The organism is Haloferax sp. S2CR25 (assembly GCF_031624535.1).
GTDB classification, from domain to species: domain Archaea; phylum Halobacteriota; class Halobacteria; order Halobacteriales; family Haloferacaceae; genus Haloferax; species Haloferax massiliensis.
Map to the genome: position 1 here is coordinate 210,172 of NZ_JAMQOO010000002.1, position 20,916 is coordinate 231,087.

20 protein-coding genes, 1 tRNA gene and 1 CRISPR repeat array are annotated in these 20,916 nt (G+C 67.1%); of the genes, 9 read left to right on the top strand and 12 right to left on the bottom strand.

Annotation, left to right across the window (positions count from 1 at the left end):
* Positions 1 to 42 precede the first annotated feature (42 nt).
* Positions 43 to 1,347, top strand: a complete 1,305-nt coding sequence (gene kynU / locus NDI65_RS06355; protein ID WP_310893486.1) for a kynureninase — start codon at positions 43 to 45, stop codon at positions 1,345 to 1,347.
* Between the two features lie 24 nt (positions 1,348 to 1,371).
* Here kynU and NDI65_RS06360 read toward each other — a convergent pair whose 3' ends face one another.
* The 4 genes from NDI65_RS06360 to NDI65_RS06375 all read right to left on the bottom strand — a co-directional run bounded on the left by NDI65_RS06360 (position 1,372) and on the right by NDI65_RS06375 (position 3,625).
* The gene (locus NDI65_RS06360; protein ID WP_310893487.1) at positions 1,372 to 2,070 is read right to left on the bottom strand and encodes an SDR family NAD(P)-dependent oxidoreductase; all 699 of its coding nucleotides are present in this window, start codon (positions 2,068 to 2,070) and stop codon (positions 1,372 to 1,374) included.
* A gap of 88 nt (positions 2,071 to 2,158) precedes the next feature.
* The gene (locus NDI65_RS06365) at positions 2,159 to 2,578 is read right to left on the bottom strand and encodes a desampylase (protein ID WP_089781396.1); all 420 of its coding nucleotides are present in this window, start codon (positions 2,576 to 2,578) and stop codon (positions 2,159 to 2,161) included.
* Positions 2,565 to 3,134, bottom strand: a complete 570-nt coding sequence (locus NDI65_RS06370) for an NUDIX domain-containing protein (protein WP_089781394.1) — start codon at positions 3,132 to 3,134, stop codon at positions 2,565 to 2,567. The genes NDI65_RS06365 and NDI65_RS06370 overlap by 14 nt, the downstream gene beginning before the upstream one ends.
* A 77-nt stretch (positions 3,135 to 3,211) precedes the next feature.
* Entirely contained in the window at positions 3,212 to 3,625 is a 414-nt protein-coding gene (locus NDI65_RS06375; protein ID WP_148416751.1) for an Lrp/AsnC family transcriptional regulator, read from the bottom strand.
* A 97-nt stretch (positions 3,626 to 3,722) separates the two neighbouring features.
* On the opposite strand from NDI65_RS06375, the gene carA reads away from it, so the two are divergent.
* Both carA and NDI65_RS06385 read left to right on the top strand, forming a co-directional pair.
* The gene (carA, locus tag NDI65_RS06380) at positions 3,723 to 4,805 is read left to right on the top strand and encodes a glutamine-hydrolyzing carbamoyl-phosphate synthase small subunit (protein ID WP_089781390.1); all 1,083 of its coding nucleotides are present in this window, start codon (positions 3,723 to 3,725) and stop codon (positions 4,803 to 4,805) included.
* Positions 4,806 to 4,976: 171 nt separating this feature from the next.
* Entirely contained in the window at positions 4,977 to 6,014 is a 1,038-nt protein-coding gene (locus tag NDI65_RS06385) for a PAS domain-containing protein (RefSeq protein WP_310893488.1), read from the top strand.
* 33 nt (positions 6,015 to 6,047) lie between these two features.
* Here the strand turns inward: NDI65_RS06385 and NDI65_RS06390 are convergent, their stop codons facing one another.
* Positions 6,048 to 6,956 (bottom strand): GNAT family N-acetyltransferase, encoded by a 909-nt coding sequence (locus tag NDI65_RS06390; RefSeq protein WP_089781386.1) that lies wholly within the window; start codon positions 6,954 to 6,956, stop codon positions 6,048 to 6,050.
* Positions 6,957 to 6,960: 4 nt separating this feature from the next.
* Positions 6,961 to 8,208 (bottom strand): Glu-tRNA(Gln) amidotransferase subunit GatD, encoded by a 1,248-nt coding sequence (gene gatD / locus NDI65_RS06395; RefSeq protein ID WP_089781384.1) that lies wholly within the window; start codon positions 8,206 to 8,208, stop codon positions 6,961 to 6,963.
* Positions 8,209 to 8,449: 241 nt separating this feature from the next.
* Here gatD and NDI65_RS06400 point away from each other — a divergent pair, with 241 nt between their 5' ends.
* Positions 8,450 to 8,659 (top strand): PLDc N-terminal domain-containing protein, encoded by a 210-nt coding sequence (locus tag NDI65_RS06400; protein WP_089781383.1) that lies wholly within the window; start codon positions 8,450 to 8,452, stop codon positions 8,657 to 8,659.
* An 81-nt stretch (positions 8,660 to 8,740) separates the two neighbouring features.
* Positions 8,741 to 9,235, top strand: coding sequence for a hypothetical protein (locus NDI65_RS06405; RefSeq protein WP_089781381.1), 495 nt, complete (start codon positions 8,741 to 8,743; stop codon positions 9,233 to 9,235).
* Positions 9,236 to 9,238: 3 nt separating this feature from the next.
* Here NDI65_RS06405 and NDI65_RS06410 read toward each other — a convergent pair whose 3' ends face one another.
* Both NDI65_RS06410 and NDI65_RS06415 read right to left on the bottom strand, forming a co-directional pair.
* The gene (locus NDI65_RS06410; protein WP_089781379.1) at positions 9,239 to 9,892 is read right to left on the bottom strand and encodes a metalloregulator ArsR/SmtB family transcription factor; all 654 of its coding nucleotides are present in this window, start codon (positions 9,890 to 9,892) and stop codon (positions 9,239 to 9,241) included.
* A 112-nt stretch (positions 9,893 to 10,004) separates the two neighbouring features.
* Positions 10,005 to 10,682 carry a DUF1405 domain-containing protein gene (locus NDI65_RS06415; protein WP_089781377.1) on the bottom strand — a complete coding sequence of 226 codons (678 nt, stop codon included), beginning with the start codon at positions 10,680 to 10,682 and terminating at the stop codon, positions 10,005 to 10,007.
* A 162-nt stretch (positions 10,683 to 10,844) separates the two neighbouring features.
* Here NDI65_RS06415 and gpmI point away from each other — a divergent pair, with 162 nt between their 5' ends.
* Complete coding sequence (gene gpmI / locus NDI65_RS06420) at positions 10,845 to 12,419, top strand: 2,3-bisphosphoglycerate-independent phosphoglycerate mutase (RefSeq protein ID WP_089781375.1); 1,575 nt, start codon at positions 10,845 to 10,847, stop codon at positions 12,417 to 12,419.
* Between the two features lie 45 nt (positions 12,420 to 12,464).
* Here gpmI and NDI65_RS06425 read toward each other — a convergent pair whose 3' ends face one another.
* A complete protein-coding gene (locus NDI65_RS06425; protein WP_089781373.1) occupies positions 12,465 to 13,097 on the bottom strand; it encodes a VTT domain-containing protein in 633 nt (210 codons plus the stop codon).
* Between the two features lie 90 nt (positions 13,098 to 13,187).
* Here NDI65_RS06425 and NDI65_RS06430 point away from each other — a divergent pair, with 90 nt between their 5' ends.
* Positions 13,188 to 13,559 carry a DUF5830 family protein gene (locus NDI65_RS06430; protein ID WP_089781372.1) on the top strand — a complete coding sequence of 124 codons (372 nt, stop codon included), beginning with the start codon at positions 13,188 to 13,190 and terminating at the stop codon, positions 13,557 to 13,559.
* Between the two features lie 40 nt (positions 13,560 to 13,599).
* Here the strand turns inward: NDI65_RS06430 and NDI65_RS06435 are convergent, their stop codons facing one another.
* Positions 13,600 to 14,739 carry a hypothetical protein gene (locus NDI65_RS06435; RefSeq protein ID WP_089781371.1) on the bottom strand — a complete coding sequence of 380 codons (1,140 nt, stop codon included), beginning with the start codon at positions 14,737 to 14,739 and terminating at the stop codon, positions 13,600 to 13,602.
* 128 nt (positions 14,740 to 14,867) lie between these two features.
* Here NDI65_RS06435 and NDI65_RS06440 point away from each other — a divergent pair.
* Positions 14,868 to 15,016 (top strand) — tRNA-Met (locus NDI65_RS06440).
* A 66-nt stretch (positions 15,017 to 15,082) separates the two neighbouring features.
* A CRISPR array of direct repeats spans positions 15,083 to 17,550; the repeat unit is 30 nt; unit sequence GCTTCAATCCCACAAGGGTTCGTCTGAAAC.
* 213 nt (positions 17,551 to 17,763) lie between these two features.
* Here NDI65_RS06440 and NDI65_RS06445 read toward each other — a convergent pair.
* Positions 17,764 to 18,825 (bottom strand): hemolysin family protein, encoded by a 1,062-nt coding sequence (locus NDI65_RS06445; RefSeq protein ID WP_089781369.1) that lies wholly within the window; start codon positions 18,823 to 18,825, stop codon positions 17,764 to 17,766.
* A gap of 165 nt (positions 18,826 to 18,990) precedes the next feature.
* Between NDI65_RS06445 and NDI65_RS06450 the strand changes: the two genes are divergently transcribed.
* Positions 18,991 to 19,464, top strand: coding sequence for an Lrp/AsnC family transcriptional regulator (locus tag NDI65_RS06450; protein WP_089781368.1), 474 nt, complete (start codon positions 18,991 to 18,993; stop codon positions 19,462 to 19,464).
* Between the two features lie 498 nt (positions 19,465 to 19,962).
* On the opposite strand, the gene NDI65_RS06455 is transcribed toward NDI65_RS06450, so the two are convergent.
* Positions 19,963 to 20,751: a spondin domain-containing protein gene (locus NDI65_RS06455; RefSeq protein ID WP_089781366.1), complete on the bottom strand. Its 789-nt coding sequence runs from the start codon at positions 20,749 to 20,751 to the stop codon at positions 19,963 to 19,965.
* Positions 20,752 to 20,916 lie beyond the last annotated feature (165 nt).

A 20,916-nucleotide genomic window follows, 5' to 3' on the forward strand; every position in this document is an offset into this window, starting at 1 on the left:
GGGCCGCGCACCTACTTGTCGCGCGGGCGCTTCGAGGCGCGTATGGCCGAACCCGACGACCCCGGCGACTCCGACGAATCCGACGTGCTCACCGTCGACACCGCCCGCGAGATGGACGCGACGGACCCGCTTTCGGACCTCCGCGACCGCTTTTTCGTCCCCGAGGGCGAACTGTATCTGGACGGCAACTCGCTCGGCCCGCTCTCTGTCGACGCCGAAGCCGCGCTCGACCGCGTCGTCGACGAGTGGCGCGACCTCGCCATCCGCGGGTGGACCGACGCCGACCCCGAGTGGTTCAGCTACGGCGAGCGACTGGGCGACCGACTCGCGCCGCTCGTCGGCGCGAAGCCCGAGGAGGTCGTCGTCGCCAACTCCACGACGGTCAACATCCACGCGCTCGTCGGGACGTTCTACGACCCCGCCCGCGGCGAGAAAATCGTCGTCGACGACCTCGACTTCCCGACGGACCACTACGCGATTCGCGCGCAACTCCGGGCGGCCGGCCGCGACCCCGACGAGGCGCTTCGCGTGGTCGAGAGCCGCGACGGGCGGACCATCGAGACCGAGGACGTGCTCGCCGCCATCGACGACGACGTGGGGATGGTGTTTCTCCCGTCGGTCCTCTATCGGAGCGGCCAACTGTTCGACATCGAGACCATCACCGAGGCGGCTCACGAGGCCGGCGCGCTGGCCGGCTTCGACCTCGCGCACTCGGTCGGCGCGGTCCCGCACCGCCTCTCCGAGGTGGGCGCGGACTTCGCCGTCTGGTGTCACTACAAGTATCTCAACGCCGGCCCCGGCTCCGTCGCCGGCCTCTACGTCAACGAGCGCCACTTCGGCGTCACGCCCGCGCTCGCCGGCTGGTGGGGCAACGACAAGGGGACGCAGTTCGACATGGCGATGACCTACGAACCGGCGCAGTCCGCCGGCGCGTTCCAGTCCGGGACGGTCCCGGTGCTGTCGGCGGCCCCTCTCGACGGCGCGCTCGATATCGTCGAGGACGCCGGCGGCGTGGGGGCGCTCCGCGAGAAGTCGCTGGCGCTCACGGACTTCCTCATCGACCTCGTGGACGACAGACTGCCGGAGTGCGAGGTCGGCACCCCGCGAGATCCCGCGGCCCGCGGCGGCCACGTCGCGGTCGAACACCCCGAGGCCGACCGCGTCAGCCTCGCGCTCAAGGAGCGGGGCGTCGTCGTGGACTTCCGCCAGCCGAACGTCGTCCGCATGGCCCCCGCGCCGGCCTACGTCGGCTTCGAGGACGTGTACCGGGCGGTCGAGCACTCCCGCGAGATTCTGGACAGTGGCGAGTACGAGGCGTTCGAGAAACGGAGCGGCGGCGTGACGTGATGACCCGGTGAAATCGTCGGTCGCTTACCAGTCGATGACTTCCTTGTCGCGCCAGAACTTCCCCGCGGGCGCGCCGGGCTTGAACGTGGCGAGCCACGTCGGCGTCTCCGCGCCCTTCTCGACCGGCCGGTTGGCCTCCTCGCCGCCCATGTCGGTGCGGACCCAGCCGGGACACACCGAGTTGGCGATGAGACCGTCGTTTCCGTACTGGCCGTCGAGGTAGACCGTGAGGCCGTTGAGGCCGGTCTTCGAGATTCGATACGCGGGCGACCCGCCGGACTGTTCTTCGCCGAGTGCGCCCATCCCCGAGGAGACGTTGACGACGCGGCCGCCGTCGGACTGGAGGAGGAGCGGAACGGCGTGCTTGCACATGAGCATCGGCCCGCGGAGGTTGACGCCGAGGGTGCGGTCGATTCGCTCGGTCGGTTCGGCGACTATGTCCTCGCCGTCCTCGGCGATACCGGCGTTGTTGACGAGGATGTCGAGTCGGCTCTGGTCGGCGAAGACGCCGTCGACGACCTCCTCGATGTCGCCTTCTTGGGTCACGTCGAGGAGGACGCGCTCGGTTCCCTCGGGCGTCTCGTTCGTGACGCTTCGGGACCCCGCGTACACCGTCGCGCCGCGGTCGCGGAGGTTCTCGGCTATCTGGCGGCCGATGCCTCGGTTCGCGCCGGTGACGAGCGCGACCTGTCCGTCGAGGTCGTCGTAGCGGTCGGGTTCCATGGATGCGTCTGCGGACTCGGAAAGGATATTCTCACCGAAGCGCGCCGGCGGGCGCGGCGTACCGGCGAGGGTCCGGGAGGCCGACGAGTCACTCGACCGCGACGGCGAGTTCGCGGAGCTCGTCGCCGGTCCACTCGTGGGCGGTCAGCCGGCCGTCGGGCGAGCAGATGAGATAGACGTAGCCCGGCCACGAGGCCTGTTCGCGGTCGGTCGCGCTCGGCACGGGGTCGGACTCGGGATGCGAGTGGTAGAAGCCGACCGCGTCGTCGCCGGCCGCCTCGACGGTTTCGAGAATCGAAACCGTCTCCTCGGGGTCGAGTTCGTAGGCGACCCGCGGCTCGTCGGCGACGTTCGAAACGGGGTGGGCGGCGGTGACGGTGCGCGCGTCGCCGTCGCCGGCGAGGACGCCGCAGACCTCCGCGGGTGGGTCGCGGGCGGCACCCTCGCGGGCGTGCGAGAGAATCACAGCTCGCGCGTCGTCTGCGAGGGTGAGCCTACTCGAAGTCACGGCGCATGGCGATTTCGAACCACGGGCAGAGGCGCAGTTGGCGGTACCACTCGGGGTTGTCGTGGAGGTGCTCGTAGTCCGCCCAGAGCATGCCCGCAATCTCGTCTTCGTCGGGGTCGAGCGAGGTGTCTTCGAGCGTGACCTTCAGGACGGCACAGACCTCCCATTCGAGGCCGGCGTTCTCGTAGTAGCGCTTGTACTCGAACTTGTCCGTGACGCGGAGGTCCGAGTACTGGTCGGGGCTAATGCCGAGTTCCTCTTCGAGGCGCTCTTCGGTGGCCTCCTCTTGGGTCTGGCCCTCGACGGGGTGGGAGGCGACGGTGCCGTCCCACGAGGTGTCCCACAGGCGCTTGTTGGGCGCGCGCTGGGCGAGGAGTATCTGGCCCTCCTCGTTGAACACGAGGCAGGTAAAGGCGCGGTGGCGGATGCCGTCGCCCGTGTGGGCGTCGAGTCGGTTGACCGTCCCCTCCGCGTTGTCGTCGGAGTCGACGGCGATGACGTCCTGCGCTGCGTTCTCGTGGAGTTCAGTAGCCTCGTCGGCCGCTGCGTTGCTCATGTGCCTTCCGTCGGAGTCGGGGGTCAACTAAGCTTCGATGCGAATCGCGGACCACGCGGCGGCGCGGCGGCGCGGCGTCAGCCGAGGCGCTCGTCGAGAATCAGGCGGGTCTTGGTACTCTTGACGTCGTCGTGCTCGCGGGCGCGGGTGATGAGCTCGTTGACGGCGCGGGTGTCGGCGGCGTCGACGACGAGGACGATGTCCTCCTCGCCGGAGACCTGCCAGACGAAGTCCACGTCCTTCCAGTCGGCCATCAGCTCGGAGACGTCGTTGGTGTCGACGTCGACCGCGACGGTCACCTCTATCATCGCCTTCAGGTTCCCCGTGCGGGTCGAGATGGTAAAGCGCTCGATGACGCCCTCCTCGACCAACCGCTCGACGCGGTTCCTGACTGTCCCCTCGGAGGTCCCGACCTCGGCCGCAATCTCCGTGTTGGGGGTCCGAGCGTCCCGTCGAAGGATATCGAGGATGCGCCGGTCAAGCTCGTCCATACCCCACGTGTCCACCCCAGCGACTTACCGATTACGAATTTCGTAACTCACCTTCGAAAGCAACACTTATGCACCCGTGTTCCGTTCGTTTCTCGTAATGTCGGACGCCTATCTGGCGCTGGAAGACGGACGCGTGGTCGAAGCGCGTGGCCGTGTTCCGGGGCGCACACGCGGTGAACTGGTGTTCACAACCGCATATACGGGATACGAAGAGAGTCTGACCGACCCTTCGTACGAAGAGCAAGTCCTCACCTTCTCGTACCCCCTCATCGGGAACTACGGCGTCCGAGCCGAGCGATTCGAGTCCGACCGGGTCCACCCTCGGGCGGCCGTCGCACGCGAGTTCACGGAGGAGGTCGTCGAGTGGCTCGCAGACGAGGGCGTTCCGGCGGTCGACCACCTCGACACGCGCGACCTCGTCACGTCCATCCGCGAGGAGGGCGCGATGAAGGTCGGAATCGCCGTCGGCGAGGACGTGACCCCGGAGGACGCGAAGGAGGAACTCGCGCAGTGTAAGGGCATGAGCGAGCACGTCGACATCGGCGCGCAGGTCACCACGACCGAACTGACGACGTTCGAGGGCGACGGCGACACCACCGTCGCGCTCGTCGACTGCGGCGCGAAGGGCTCCATCGTGGACTCCCTCGTCGACCGCGGCGCGACGGTCCACGTGCTCCCCTACGACGCGGCCGCCGAGGACGTGTCCGCGCTCGACCCCGACGTGCTTTTCATCTCGAACGGTCCCGGCGACCCCGAGAACTACACCGCGACGCGCGACCTCGTCGAGGAGTTCGCCGGCGAGGTCCCGCTGGCGGGCATCTGCCTCGGCCAGCAGATCGTCGCCAGCGCGCTCGGCGGTACCACCGAGAAGATGGCCTTCGGCCACCGCGGCGTCAACCAGCCGGTCCGCGACCTCCGGAGCGGAAAAGTCGTCATGACGACCCAGAACCACGGCTACACCGTCGCCGACCCCGGCGACCAACTCGACGTGACGCAGGTCAACGTCAACGACGACACCGCGGAAGGCCTCGCCAGCGAGGAACTGAGCGTCATCACGCGCCAGTACCACCCCGAAGCCCACCCCGGTCCCCACGACTCGCTCGGCTTCTTCGACGACGTGCTCGCCATGGCGGGTACGGAGGGAAACGAGCGTAAGCCCCGAGTCGCCGCCTCGGACTGACCACCACCACCACGACCCCGACCACCGAACGCCCGACGCCGCGGTCGATTGCACCCCGACCGTGGCGGTCGAACACCGTTTTTCGCACTCTCAGGCCGCGAACGACGCGACGCGTATTTCGGACCCAATCTGGTAGAAACTGACAAACGGGTTCCCGGCGTACGCTCTGTGATGGACGACGTATCGCTCATCGAACGCGGCTTCGAGGAGTTCCCGGCGACGATTGCGCTCCTCGACAGGCGCGGTGACATCGTCTACACGAACCGGGCGTGGCGGGCGTTCGCCGACGCGAACGACTACGCCGGCGACCCCGATTCGACGGGCGTCAACTACCTCGACGTGTGCGACGCGGCCCGCGAGACCGACGAAATCGCGGGCGTCGTCGCCGACGGCATCCGCGCGGTGCTCCGCGGCGACCGCGATCTCTTTACCGCCGAGTACCCGTGTCACTCGCCAACGGTGTATCGGTGGTTCGCGCTCCGCGTCGTCCCGATAGACACGCCGAGACACGGGAGCTTCGCGCTCGTCACCCATTTCGACATCACCGACAGGCGGCTCGCCGAGCTGCAGGTCAACGAGAAAAACGAGCACCTCGCGGCGCTCGTCAGCGTGCTCGCCTCGGAGCTCAAAGCCCAGCTCGCGTCGGCCACCGCGTCCGCCGAGCGACTCGCCGCCGTCGACGGCGACGACGCGGTGCAGCTCTCCGAGAGCCTCTCGCGCATCGACTCGCTCGTCGACTGGGGCATCGCCGTCGCCGGGCAACCGAGCACGCTCGACCTCGCGCCGGTGGATTTCCGCTCGCACGTCGCGCAAGCGCGGGCCGTCGCGTCGCCCGACGGCGCGGACGACGCCTCGCTCCGGGTCGTCGGCGACGGGTCGCTCTTGGCCGACACCCACCTGTTCGGGCTGTTTCTGGTCGCGGTGCTCACGACCTGCTACGAGCGGAACGCGTCGCTCGGTCTGCCGTCCAGCGTCGTCGTGGGGACGACCGCCGACGGGTTCTACGTCGACGACGACGGCCCCCTCCCGTCCCCGGAGGAGCGCGCGGCGGTCGGTGCGGGCTCGAACCAGTTGCTCGGCGTCGATTACGATGTCACACATCTCTCGACGGCGCGGCGAATCGCCGACCTGCACGGCTGGCAGTTCGACGTGGTGGACTCGGAACTCGGCGGGGCACGCTTCGAAGTCCGCGGCGTCGACTGGCGGTAATCGGCGCTCGGCGGGCGCGGCACCCCCGCGGCGTCAGGAGACGTCGGCTTCCATGACGAACGTCGGCTCCTCGGCGAGGTCGCTCCGGGCGAGCGACGCGTCGGAAATCCAATCGATTCGCTCGGGGAGGAGAACCCGCGTCCGGTCCGCACCGACCGCGGCGGCGTCGCGTCGAACCGCGTCCAAAAGCGACTCGCAGGCCGGCGCGTCGTCCCACGCGGCGACCGCGTACTCGGCCCACGTCACCTCGCCCTCGCCGTCGCGTTCGCGCGAGTAGGTCCGGTTCCGATAGGTGAAGCCGGTCGTGCGGTCGTCGCCGACGACGAACAGGCGGTCGTCGGCCGCGGCGTCGTGGAGGCGGTCGCGGGTCAGCTCGGAGAGCGCCCACGACTCGCGGGGGTCGAGCGCGAGCCCCGTGAGCTCGGTCCGCGCCTCGCACCCGGTCCAGTAGGCCCACGCGGCGTCGGCGTCGTGGCCGACGGCCGCTTCCGGGTCGGCGGTCGGGTCGGGGTCGGGCGTCGCCCAGCGGAACTCGATGCCGGGGTCGAAGCCGACCGTGCGGGCGTTGGCGAGGCTCGGGACGTTCCACGAGTGAATCATGTTTCGGACGCGGCGCGCTCCCCGGTCGCGCGCCCAGTCGAGCAGCGCGTGCGACAGCCGGGTCGCCAGCCCCTGTTCGCGGTAGTCGGGGGCGACGCGCATGCCCTGCGCCCAGCCCTCGTACTCCGAGAGCATGACGACCTGCGCGATTGCGGCCACGTCGTCGGACGGCGTCTCCTCGCCCATGTCGACGACGAGCGTCGCCCGCTCCGACTCGCCGGGCGCGATCCAGTCGTGGTAGATGTCGGGGATGTAGTCCGACCCGCCGCGGTCGGCCCACGTGTCGCGGGTGAACGCGGCGACCGCGTCGTAGTCCTCGGGTCGGGCGGGTCGAATCTCCATCAGGTCACTCCCACGGGACCGAGCGCTGGGTCAGTTCGCCTTCGAGGTTGCGGCCCATCGCGCCCGTCGGGTCAGAGACGTTGGCGAGCGCCCACATCAGCTTCACCTTCGCCGTGCCGGGGAGCGTGTCGCCCGCCTCGACGACGCCCGCGTCGAGCAGGTCGCGGCCGGTGTCGTAGACGCGGTCGCAGACGCGGCCTTCGAGACACTGCGAGGTCATTGCGACGACCGTGCCGTCCTCGATGAGTTCCTCTAACCGCGGGATGAGGTCGGTGTGGACGTGGCCGAGGCCCGTCCCCTCGATGACGACGCCGGCCTTCCTGTCGAGGTAGTCGAGCGCCGCGGGGTCCATCCCCGGCGTGAACTTCACGAGTTCCACCTCGGATTCGAGGTCGGCGCGGAGCGCGAGGTCGGCCTCGCCGCGGGGGGCGTAGTCGCGGCGGAACGTGACCTCCTCGGCCTCGTAGTCGACTTCGCCGAGCGGCTTCGCACCGACGGTCTCGAAGGCGTCGCGGCGGGAGGTGTGGTTCTTGCGGACGCGCGTCCCCTCGTGGAGCGCGCAGACGTCGTCGGACTCCGAGGCGTGCATGCAGATCATGACCTCGGCGGCGTCGGCCTTCGCGGCCTCGACGGCGCAGACGGCGTTCATCACGTTGTCGGAGGAGGGGCGGTCCGCCGAGCGCTGACTCCCCGTGAAGACGATGGGCACGGGCGTGTCGAGCATGAACGACATCGCCGACGCGGAGAACTGCATCGTGTCGGTGCCGTGCATGACGACGACGCCGTCGGCTCCGGCCTCGATTTCCTCGGCGATGGCCTCCGCGAGGTCGACCCACACGTCAGTCGTCATGTTCTCCGAGAGGATGTTGGCGACGACGCGGCCGCGGTAGTTCGCCCGCCCCGCGAGGTCGGGGACGGCCCGGAGCACGTCCTCGGCGTCGAACTGCGCGGTCACCGCGCCCGTGCGGTAGTCGACCGTCGAGGCGATGGTCCCGCCGGTCGAGATGAGCGAGACGGTCGGCAGGTCGTCGTCGAACTCGATTTCGGAGGTGCCGTCGCCCTCGGACTGCGCGTCTTCGATGTCGTACACGTCGGTTTCGAGCACGTCCACGTCGGCTCCCTCGCGGGCGATACCGACGTTGTACCCGCCGTCGAGCTTGACGACGAGGTGGTCCTCGGTGGAAGACGGCATGAGCACGCCTTCGTTCGTGACGTCCGCGCGGGTGACGCGGACGCGGTCCCCTGCGTTCATATCGCGGGATACCGCGGGGGCAGACTTCAAACCCACCATTCCACCTTTTTCCTCCTCGGGGTCGCGTAGCGACCCGCTCGGAGCAAAAATCTGGACCAAAAATGCCGAACGGCTCGCTTCGCTCGCCGCTCGGTACGACAACTGGGGTGGAGCCGCCCCGCCCGAGTGCAACGAGCGAGATGTCCGTGTCGCCGACATAACGGGCACAAGACATTTTATCCGACCGACCGTCGGCCAGCGTATGCTCCCCACGATACTCCTCCAGTCGCGCGGCGCAGGCGCGTTCGTAATCGGCCTGCTGTTTTTCCTCCTGTACCTCGGGATGGTGGTGTGGACGTACCGAGACGCGAAGCGAAACAGCAGTCATCCGGCGTTCCTCTGGGCCGTCGTCGTCTTCCTCGCGCCGCTTCTGGGTCTCGTCCTGTACCTCATCTTGGGTCGGGGGTCGTAACGACCGCGTCGCGCCTCCTTTTCGACGGGGACCTGACGCACCGGCACAAGAGCCATCAGGCTCGCCCGCGACCCTGTACACATGCAACGGTCGGACCAAAAGGAGTCTGAGCAGTCCGTCGACGACGTGCTCTCCGGGATGAGCCGCGAGCGCGACGGCGCGACGCCGACCAGTTCGTCGGGGTCGTCCGGCGGCGGTCGCCTCAGCGGGCTGTTCTCCCCGCGCGCGTTCCTCGCGGCGCTCCTGCTCTCCATCGGGGGACTGCTCGTCGGCGGCGCGATTCCCCTCGTCGGCTTCCTCGGCCGGTTCGCCGGCATCGCCGCCGCCGGCTTCCTCCTCGGCCTCGTCGGGTCGAAGCGACACTACACGGAGGTCGTCCTCGCCGGCGCAATCGCCGCCGGCCTCGCGTTCGTCCTCTCGACGCTGTTCGCCGTGTTCGCGCCCTTCGCGGTGCAGTTGCTCGCGGACTACGGCGTCGCCATCGCGGGCGTCGGCGCGGCGAGCGGCGGGCTCGCGGCGCTCGTCGGGCACTACTTCGGCCGCGACCTCAGAAACGGCCTGACACAGGAGCTGTAGCCGTCAGTCGATTCGCCAGCGGTCGCCGTTGTGGGCGACGAGGCCGCCCTCGGCGAGGTGGTGGAGCGCGCTGTCGACGACCGCGGGGTCCGCGTTGAGGTCCTTCGCGATGCCGCGGACGGTGTTCGACCCGTTGGCGAGCGCGGCCAGAATCTCCGCGTAAAAGCGGCTGTCGGCGTCGACGCCGAGGCGGTCGTTGAGGCGGTCGAGCACGTCGGTGATGCGGCCCTGCACCCACCGCTGGGCCAAGGAGAGTTCGTTGTCGAGTTCCTCCAGTTTGCCGAGTTCGCGCGCTAACTCCGAGACGTCGTCGGTGCCGGCGCTCTCGACTTCGAGCGTCACGTGCGGACAGCGCCCGGCCATGTCGAGGCTCGGACTCGGCGGGTAGGCGCTCTTCGCGCCGAACCCGTACGGCGAGACGTTCACCTCCAGTCGGAGGTTCCGGGAGATGTGGAAGTACTTGCGCCGTTGGTCGTCGGTGCGCGACTCGATGAGCCCCGCGTCCTCCAGCTTTCGGAGGTGGTCGATGACGGCCTTGGGGCTGACGCCGAGGTACTCGCTGATCTCGGTGACGTAGCACGGTTTGTGCGAGAGCAACCGCAGGATGCGCCGGCGGTTTTCGTTCCCGAGTAGGTCGAGCAGTACCGCGGAGTCCATTACGAGGTCATAGACTGCCGGTGGGGAAAAGCCTGACTCATGTGAGTCACAGCGCCGTCGTGCGATTAGCGATTGTGACTCACGGGGCGCTGTCGGGGCGGGACCGGGGCGTTCAGGGGGTCGGCTCCGGCGTCTCTGAGAGGTGGTCGAACGCCCGGGAGGCAAGGAACACCGCGAGGAACGAGAGGGCGACGGTGATGCCCGCGAGGAGCGCCCCCGCCTCGTACTTCAGCGGTGGGTAGTAGCCGAGGCCGTAGTCGAACACGTCGTTGACGAGCGCGAGGACGAGGGCGAATCCGAGCGCGCCCTTCGTGGTCGCGCCGTAGCGCGGGACGAGGAGCGCGAGCGCGAGAAAGCCCGCGTGGGTGAGCATGATGCCCCAGTAGTCCCACAGCGCGGCTCCGGAGAAGCCGACGTAGAGGTCGGGACGGAGGTTGAGCGCGACGACCGTCCAGACGCCGTACTTGACGAGCCAGACGAACGCGAGGGTGTGGAGGTACGCGAGCGGTCGGTTGACGGGCGCGTCGGCGACGCGGCGACCGAGGTTCGGAAGCAGCGTCGCGGCCGACAGCGTCATCAGCGCGAGGGCGGTCGGCGAGTCGCCGAAAAGCGGGTAGAGAAACGTCGGCAGGTCCGAGAGCGCGGGGTCGGAGTGGACGTAGAAGCTCACGCCGACGAGGAACGCGGCGGCGTTGAGGACGAGAAAGACGACGAGGCTCGGGCCGTTTCCGAGGTAGTACTCCGCCCAGTCGTCGACCGCCGCGTCGAGGTCGAAATCGCGCAGACCCATCGCCGAGTCCGACGGCGCGCCGAAAGAAAAGGCCGTCGGGGCGGGCGCGTCGAAACCCCGCCGTCGGGGCTCGAACGCCGACCTCTCATCTCCGTACGCGATACGTTGTCATCCCATGTCGGGAGCAAAGGACAGTTACCCCGGCGCGCCGAACGGCGACGTATGGACGCAGCACTCATCATCCTCGACGGGTGGGGACTCGGCGACCACGACCGCCGCGACGCCATCAAGGCGGCGGACACGCCGAACTTCGACCGCTACCGCGACGCGGGAGCCTTCGGGACGCTCATCGTCGACGGGCGGCGCGTCGGCCTCCCGGACGGCCAGATGGGCAACAGCGAGGTCGGCCACCTCAACATCGGGGCCGGCCGCGTCGTCAAGCAGGCGTACACCCGCATCGGCGACAGCATCGACGACGGCTCGTTCTTCGAGAACGAGGCCATCGCGGCCGCCTACGACCACGCCGACGAACACGACGGGCGCGTCCACCTCATGGGCCTCGTCTCCGACGGCGGCGTCCACTCCGACCAACAACACCTCCACGCGCTCATCGAACTCGCCGCCGAGCGCGGCGTCGAGGCCGTCACCCACGCGTTCACGGACGGCCGCGACACCAGCCCCACCGGCGGCGAGGCGTACCTCTCTGACCTCGAAGCCGTCGCCGACGAGCAGGGCACCGGCGGCGTCGCCACCGTCTCCGGGCGCTACTACGCCATGGACCGCGACCAGAACTGGGAGCGCACCAAGCGCGCCTACGACGCCATCGTGGAGCGCGAGGCCGAGTGGACCGCCGACACCGCCGTCGACGCCGTCACCGAGTCGTACGACCGCGGCGACACCGACGAGTTCGTCGAGCCGACCGTCGTCGACGACGCGCCCGCGCTCGAAGACGGCGACTCGGTCGTCTTCTTCAACTTCCGCGCCGACCGCGCGCGACAGCTCGTGCGGATGCTCTGCGACATCGAACCCGTCTGGGAGTTCGAGACGACGCCGCCGGAGATTCTCATGACGACGATGACGCAGTACGACAAGACGTTCGACGTCTCTGTCGCCTACCCGCCGGAACAGCCCGAGGACACGCTCGGCGAGGTGCTCGCCGAGGAACACATGACGCAGCTTCGCATGGCCGAATCGGAGAAGTACCCCCACGTCACCTACTTCCTCAACGGCGGCCGCGAGGTCGAGTTCGACGGCGAGATTCGGGAAATCGTCGAGAGCCCCGACGTGCCGACCTACGACCTCCAGCCCGAGATGTCCGCGAGAGAGCTCACCGACACGGCCATCGGTATCATCGAGTCCGACGACCCGAACGTGATGGTGCTCAACTACGCCAACCCCGACATGGTCGGCCACACCGGCGACTACGAGGCCGCCATCGAAGCGGTCGAGGCCGTCGACGAACAGCTCGGGCGGCTCGTCGAGAGCGTCCGCGCCCACGGCGGCCACGTATGTATCACGGCCGACCACGGCAACGCCGACGACATGGGCACCGAAGACGACCCTCACACGGCCCACACGTTCAACCCCGTCCCGTTCGTCTACCTCGCGGCCGACCGCGACGACGAGGCGACCGCGGAAAACGACGCCGAGGGCGAGCACGCCGACCCCGACCACCCGCTTTCGGGCGGCCGGACCGTCCGCGAGGGCGGCTCGCTGTGCGACATCGCGCCGACTATCCTCGAACTCGTCGGCGTCGACCAGCCGACCGCGATGACCGGCGAGTCGCTGTTAGAATAGGTCGCCGTCGCTCGCGGACTCTCCGTTCTCTCTTTCCGAGTCACCCTACGCGCCCGAGCCGCTTCGATAGCGACGGTACGCGGTCGGCACGAGCATCGACACGCCCGCGACGGCGGCGAGGACGACGAACTCCGGGCGGACGGCCGCGGCCAGCGACTCGGTCGTGAGCGTCTCGACCGACGCGCCGGCGACGACGCCCGCGACGGCCCACGGGAGTTCGCCGACGGCGGTTCCGAGCGCGAACGCGCCGAGTCGGACGTTGGCGACGCCCGCCGCCACCGACACCACGTCGGAGGGAATCGGAAGCAGACGGCTCGCGGCCACGCCCCGCACCGAGCCCGTCTGTTCGACCGTTCGCTCGCCGACGTCGGCGAGTCCGGTCGCCCCGCGGTAGCGCCGCGCGAAGAGGAACGGCGGGACGCTCGTGAGGACGATGAGCGCCAGCGCGAACGGCACGCCGACCGGGCCGAGGCCGTAGCCGACGACGAGCGCGAGGAGCGTCGTCGGCCACGCGAGAAGGGGTCTCACGAGCGCGAGCGCGCTCGCGACGACGACGAGTCGCACGGGGTCGGCGGCGACCCACGCCGCGCGAGCGATGACGGCGTCTGGCGACGCGAACAGCAGGCCGGCGACGACGGCCGCGAGCGCGAGGCCGGCGGCGAGACGCGGACGGGGCACGGAAGCTCTGGAGTCGGTCGTCGCGCCGCGACCAAACGCTTTGTGCTTCGGAGGGCTTTAGCCCGACCCCGTTCGATTGGCTCCCGAACCGTGACCGAGCCCACACGCGACGAGCGCGTCGAACTCGCGCTCGACCTCCTCGCGCACCTCGAAGCCGACGAACTCTCCCTCGCCGAGGTCGTCGACCGCATCGAGACGGTCACCACGGACCCGACGCTCACGCGCGACATCCTCGACGCGGCGGAGCTTCGGGGCATCATCGAGCGCGACGGCGGCCGCATCCGTCACAACCGCGGCGGCACGTTCGTCCGGTTCGAGAGTCAGGTCGTCCAGCGCGAGGGCGACTTCGACTGCCGCCGCTGTGGCGCGTCCATCTCGACGGGCCACTTCGTGCGGTTCGAGTCGGGCGAACTCGGGCCGTTCGGCTCGTCGTGCGTCAGAAAAGTGCTCGGTCGGGAGTGACTCGCGGGGGGCCGCGACCGGCCGGTGGCCGGGGGTCGCGTTACCGCCCGCGGCGGAGTTCTTCGATGAGCTGTTCGACCAGCTCCTGCTGGTAGCGAATCTGCTCGCTTTGGGCCTCGACGACCTCGCGGAGCGACTCGATTTCGGCGGCGAGTTCGGCGTAATCGGCGTCCGAACCGGCGCCTCCGGCCGCCTCGGACTCGGCGGCCGACTCGAATCCCGACCCCTCGAACCCGAGGTCGCCGGCGTCGGCGACGTTGTCGGCCGACTGCTCAGTGGCCGGCGATTCGGTGGCCGACTGGGTCGTCGCGGCCTCGGCCGCCTTCGCTTCCGCCACCGCGCCGGTCGCGGACGTGGCTTCGACCGACTGGTTCCGGGCGGCCCGCTGGGCCGGTTCGGCTGGCGCGTCGCCCTCGGAGCGGGTGGCGTTCGCCGGCTCGTCGGACAGCTCGCCGGGGTTCGCGCTCAGCGGGTCGGGGCCCGCGCCGAAGTCGGTGTTGTCGCGCTCCGTGTCGGAGGATTCGGCGTTCGCCTGCGCTTTTTCCATCTGGACGCGGAACTCTTCGAGGCTGCCGACGCCGTGGTAGTCACACAGCGCCCGCGCGAGTTTCTCGCGGACGAGCCGCGCCTGCTCGTTGGGAATCTTGAACCGCTCTTGGCGACCGTCGACGGTGAGCACGACCGTCGTGGCGACGCTCCCCGACTCGAATTCGAGGTCGGTCACGTCGGCGAAGCGGTACGACTCGTAGTCCTCGTCCCAGACCGCGCTCCCGATGTGCCGGACGACGCGGGCGTCGGTGATGACGAACGTGAGTTCGCTGAACCGGAACGCCTGAACGAGGCGCTCGCCGTCCTCGTCGGTCACGCCGGCGGCCGCGAGGACGCCCTCGACGATTGGCTGGAGCGCGTCGTCGAGGCGCTTCGTCGACAGCGAGAACGTCTCGCTCCCGTCGAGGCCGTAGTCCAGCGATATCTTCGCTTTTCGTCGCCCCTCCTTGACGGACAGTCGCTCGGCGGCGTGCGAGAATTCGTCGACGGACTCGTCCGAAAGGAGGCCTTCGGCCCGATAGACGAGCGTCCGCGTCGGAGTTACAAACAGTTCGTCCTCGCCCCCGAGGTGGACGCGGGTCACCACGTCTTCCTCTCCGAGGACGGACTGGACGATCTCCGGTTGGCTCATGCGTGTGTGCATCCGGTGTTGGGACATAAATCCGCGGGTGATGACTCGAATCGAGTGGCGTGGTGACTCGCCCCGCGGTCGTCGAAGATGAGAAGCTTAAATACAACCAGCACACAACGGGAAGTTGAGCCCGGGTGGCTTAGCTGGACATAGCGCCGCACTCATAGGGTTTCACAATCGGTGCGGAACGCCTTGGAAGCCTCCGCCCCCCGCGAGGTCATGCCGGCCTCGCACCTGGGACATGCGGAGATCGTGGGTTCGGAGCCCACCCCGGGCATTCTTCGATTCTGGTACGCGGTCGACTGATACGAGAGTCGTAACGTCGTCTCCCGACGTTTCACTCGTTTTAACCCCATACGGGTTCGTCTGAAACGTGCGGTGCAAAGTGCACCTCTCCACACGAGTCACAGCTTCAATCCCACAAGGGCTCGTCTGAAACCGCCGCCTCGTGTTCGATGCGCGCGAGTCGGGACTCCGGGCTTCAATCCCACAAGGGTTCGTCTGAAACCCCTGCATACAATGAGCATGATATCGGGGAAAAGTTCGCTTCAATCCCACAAGGGTTCGTCTGAAACCCGTAGAGTGCTACCTCAACGACGACGTCTCCACGCGGCTTCAATCCCACAAGGGTTCGTCTGAAACGCCAGCGACATCGTCGGTCGACGCGTCGGGACCGATGCTTCAATCCCACAAGGGTTCGTCTGAAACCCGGCAGACGACGTCGGAGCGGACCGACCGCGAGCAGCTTCAATCCCACAAGGGTTCGTCTGAAACTCGACGCAATCGACGCCCGTCTCGACGAGCTGGAGGGGGCTTCAATCCCACAAGGGTTCGTCTGAAACCGTGCCCGACGAGCGCGCCCGCGAGACGCTTCGCGAGCTTCAATCCCACAAGGGTTCGTCTGAAACGACGTGGCGCGCATCTGGAAGGCCCTCACCGGCGGGCTTCAATCCCACAAGGGTTCGTCTGAAACTCGACGGACACGTCGTAGAAGTACGCGAGCACTTCGCTTCAATCCCACAAGGGTTCGTCTGAAACAGTAGTGCTCTCCACCGACGTAGGGCGGGTCCATGTAGCTTCAATCCCACAAGGGTTCGTCTGAAACCATTGACTCGGCGCGCTCGACGATGACCTCCGGCTTCAATCCCACAAGGGTTCGTCTGAAACATGTCGGCGTCCTCGAAGTCGAGGGATGCAACGAGGCTTCAATCCCACAAGGGTTCGTCTGAAACACGCGAGCGTCTCGAACGCGACGACGACGACCGGGGGCTTCAATCCCACAAGGGTTCGTCTGAAACGTTTGAACGAGAGGTACAGCTCTCGTTCGCCGAAGTCGCTTCAATCCCACAAGGGTTCGTCTGAAACGTCGTCTCGACGACGACCGTGGAGGTCACGACGCCCGCTTCAATCCCACAAGGGTTCGTCTGAAACCTGAGCTTCGCCGGCAGTTCGACGCGCTCGTCTGTGCTTCAATCCCACAAGGGTTCGTCTGAAACCTTGTCGACCATGTCGCCGAGCCAGCGCCCGAATGGCTTCAATCCCACAAGGGTTCGTCTGAAACCAGTGTTCATTGACTGTCGTTGTGATATTCCCATCGCTTCAATCCCACAAGGGTTCGTCTGAAACTCTCCGTCCCGGCATTCAGAACACCCCCAAGAGGCGGGCTTCAATCCCACAAGGGTTCGTCTGAAACTCGGCTTAGCACGACGTACGATTAACCGCACGATTCGCTTCAATCCCACAAGGGTTCGTCTGAAACTTGGGAGTTCGCCTTCTACAGTCGCCGCTTCTTCGAGCTTCAATCCCACAAGGGTTCGTCTGAAACCGAATGCTATCAGGGTCAATCGCTTGCAATCTGTCCGCTTCAATCCCACAAGGGTTCGTCTGAAACTAGAAGCCGGGAAAACGATTGAGACGTACCACTCCGAGCTTCAATCCCACAAGGGTTCGTCTGAAACCATACTCGGTTTGACCTCCCGATGGTTCGTAGGGGCGGCTTCAATCCCACAAGGGTTCGTCTGAAACGACGCGGCCGAAGAGCGACCGCTGGCGATGTCGGCTTCAATCCCACAAGGGTTCGTCTGAAACACGTCTCTTGCCACGTCTCGCCCGCATAGTCCGCCGCTTCAATCCCACAAGGGTTCGTCTGAAACTAAAGGCACCGCGTCGGTTCCAGACAGACTCTTAGGGGCTTCAATCCCACAAGGGTTCGTCTGAAACGAGAGTCAGCTGACGCTCAGCGGTCAGAGGTCACGAGCTTCAATCCCACAAGGGTTCGTCTGAAACACCAATAGCCGTGTCTGTCCAATTGCACACTTGTAAGCTTCAATCCCACAAGGGTTCGTCTGAAACACGACCTGACGCCAATCGACGCTTCGGTCGAAGACGCTTCAATCCCACAAGGGTTCGTCTGAAACGCGTCCTGTTGGGGCTGGTCTGCCCCGCGGAGGACGCTTCAATCCCACAAGGGTTCGTCTGAAACTCGGACGGGTCGGATGTGTCGACCGTCGTGTCCACGCTTCAATCCCACAAGGGTTCGTCTGAAACCTTCAGCGCCCGCGTTCCGTTCTCGTTCTCCCCGAGGTAGCTTCAATCCCACAAGGGTTCGTCTGAAACCCCTTGACCATCTCCGAGGTCTGCATCGTCATCAGCGGCTTCAATCCCACAAGGGTTCGTCTGAAACGCGTCCACGTCGAGAGCGTCCCCGAGGGCTGGTCGCTTCAATCCCACAAGGGTTCGTCTGAAACGCCGCTGGGAGGCAGGCGACCAGATTGACTACGAGCTTCAATCCCACAAGGGTTCGTCTGAAACCCGTCCGAATTCACGGGGGTAGGCGGCTGTACATGGCGAACTCACATCAACGTTTCCGTCGACCCCCAATTCCCCCGAACCCCCCGGGGGGTCGACGGAACGACGGTTCAGCACCGGCGGTTGAGAGCCACTTCCGCGGATATGCGTCATGCGTCCGTCTCGTCAGTGAGCCTCGGCCGAACGCTGAAAAAACCGAAGGCGGAGTCGACGGCGCTAGTCCAGCGGGTCGTCGAGTTCGCCCATGACCGCTTCGAGGGCGTCGGTGGCGGTGAGGAGGCCGACGACCTCGCCGTCTCGCAGGACGAGTGCGAGTTCCTGGTCTTCGGCTTGGAACTGGTCGAACGCGTCGCTGACGTTGGTGTCGGCGGCGAGCGTCATCGTCGGCGCGGCGATTTCCTCGAACGAGCGCTCGCCGGCGCGGAGCGCCTCGAAGTTGTCGATGATGGAGGGCGCGTAGACGACGCCGCGGAAGTCGGTGAGCGAGTCGCCGACCAGCGGGAAGCGGGTGTGGGGGGTGTTTCGAATCCGGTCGAAGTTCTCGCCGGGCGTCGCCGTCGTCGAGAGCGAGACGATGTCGTTGCTGGGAATCATAATCTCGCTGATGGAGAGCTCGTCCACGTCGAGCGCGTTGAGCACCTCGTCGCGGCGCTCCTCGGGGAGTTCGCCCTCTTCGAGCAGGGAGTGCAGGCGCTCGCGGAGTTGACCGCGGGACTCGATGACGTCGGTCTCGGTTTCGAGCCACGCGCCCGACATCTCGATGCCGAAGAGCTTGAGCGTCCACTTGGCGACCCAGTCGCCGAACTTGATGATGGGCGAGATGGCGACGTAGAACCAGTGGAGCGGCGTCGCGCCGTAGCGACAGACCATCCGGGAGCGCTCGACGCCGAGGTACGTCGGCGTCTGCTCACCGTGGGTGAGGTGCAGGAGGTTGATAATCAGGTAGGCGATGAGCGCGCCGGCTCCGATGGTCGCGAGCGTCGTCCCGGCGAAAAGCGGTTCGAGTAGCGGTTCGAACAGCGCCGCCAGCGCGGGCTCGGCGACGATACCGACGGCGATGCTCGACGCCGTGATCCCGACCTGACAGGTCGTGAGATACAGTTCGAGTTCTTGGGTCATCTCCCACGCGCGTTCGAGTCGGGAGTCGCCGTCGACGAACTCGGATTCGGTGAACTGCCGCGCACGGGTCAGCGCGAACTCGATAGCGACGAAGAAACCGTTCGTGAGGATGAGTAACGCCCCCGCGACGAGGCGTATACCGATCTCTGTTGGGTTCATCTGTGTCGGTGTCCCGTTCGTTCGGGTTCGACCCGTTAGAAAGCATCGGCCGTCCGGAAATACATAAGTTACTTTATCGGGAGTTGCGTTTTATCTGGATTTAATTGCGGTTCTGATGAAGACGAGCGAGAAAGTTAATGCCGCAGCGGACACAGGAGCAACTGAATGACGAGTCGAGAACTCGACGCGCTGGACAGGCAGATACTGTACACCCTGCAGGCGGAGGCGCGCCGCACGTCGTCGACCGACATCGCCGACGAACTCGACGCCTCGGCGAGCACCGTCCGGAACCGCATCCAGCGGCTCGAAGCCGACGGGGTGCTCCGCGGCTATCACGCCGACGTGGACTACGAGCGGGCGGGCTACCAGCTGTACACGCTCATCGTCTGTACGGCACCGATTCCGGAGCGCGAGGAACTGGCCGAGGCCGCCGCCGCGGTCCCCGGCGTCGTCGAGGTACAGGAGGTGATGACCGGCGAGCGGAACGTCATGGTCCGGGCCATCGGCGTCGACGGCGACGACCTCAGCCGAATCGGCGAGGAGTTGGACGAACTGGGGCTTCGCGTCTCCGACGAGGACCTGATTCGGAACACCCACCGCCGGCCGTACGCGAAGTTCGGCGACGGGGGCGGCGAGTAAACCGGCCGGGGGGCCGACGCGCGAAACGCCGCCACTCGGGTTCGATACCGGTCCCCAATCGTTCGGTAGACGAAACGAGCCCACGGGCCGTGACACGCCGTCTCAGTGGCGAATGCGCTCTCATCGATACCCGATAACGCGGTTCCCGAACCACCGGTACAGCTTTGACAGGTGATAACGAACTGGTAATCGCCGTTGTCAGAGACCCTCCCGTTCGCGTCGGTCTCTCGCCGACCGGACGCCCCCCACCCCCACCACCATCACCACCAGAGCGGTTCAACGCGCTCCGACAACGGGTAGTCGCAGCTGAAACAGCATCGCGCGGCCGAGTCTCCCGCACTCGCCGCGTGGTACGCTACGTGGTTTCGCCGGACGGCCGCCCCCGGTCGTTCGCTTCCGACGGCGTCCACGACTCAGTTTTCCGTGCTCCGCTGTACTCGTGAGCCGTGAGCGACGCGCCCACGGCGGCCGACGAGGGTTGTGCAGGCCGCGACCGGCTCAGTCGAGTCGCTCGACCTGAATCAGCGCGACAGGGTCGTCCCAGCCGTAGACGGTCGGGTCGAGGTCGCCGTCGCCGACGATGCCGGCGTGGGGCGTGACGACCCCGTCCTCGGCGAGGTCCGGGTCGCTCGTTCCGGTTCCCTCGGTCCCGGAGTCGATGCCGTAGAGGGCCTGCGCAGGGGGGACCATGTCGCCGTACGCCTCGGTGTTGACTTCGGTTCCGGCGTCGTAGCTGGCCGCGAAGTACGACCGCGACTCGTTGACTCGCTCCGGGAGCGGCACGGTGTCGAGGCCGGCGAAGCCGTCGTTCGTGCCGATGAGCATGCTGACGAACGAGAGGTACGCGCCGCTGGCGTCGGTCTCCAGTTCGAGCGTCGCGGTCGCGGGGAACATCTCGCTCGCCGGGAGTTCCTCGGGGACGAGCGGCGCGTCACCGACCGCGATGCCACGAACGTCGTCGGCTTCCTCGGCCAACTCGCCGAGCGGGCCGAGATTGCCGTTCTCGGCGACTTCCCTGATGGCGTCGCTCGCCGGGTCGCCGACGGCGAACAGCTCCACGCTTGCGCGGTGGGCGACCACCGCCGGCGGGGTGAACGGCTGTCCGGTCGTGAGGTTCGCCACCGTCACGCGGTAGGTCCGCGCGGACTGGGCGTTTCCGTTCCCGTTTCCGGCCGATTGGCCCGGGAGGCTCGCGCTACCCAGACAGCCGGCGAGGGCGGCCAGCACGCCCGCGCCGGTCAGTCCGAGTACGGTTCGTCGCGTCGTCGGAGTCGTCGTGTCTCTCATTGGTCTCACGTGTGGTCGGTGCCACGAGAACGAAGACGCGAGACCGGCTAAAGGCGGTTTTTCGAGATTCGGGGAGACTCCGTGACGAATCGGGGTCGAGTCAGTACCAAATTCGGGCGGGGTGCGAGCGGGACGGGTCTGGCGCGTGCGATACCGCCGGGGTGC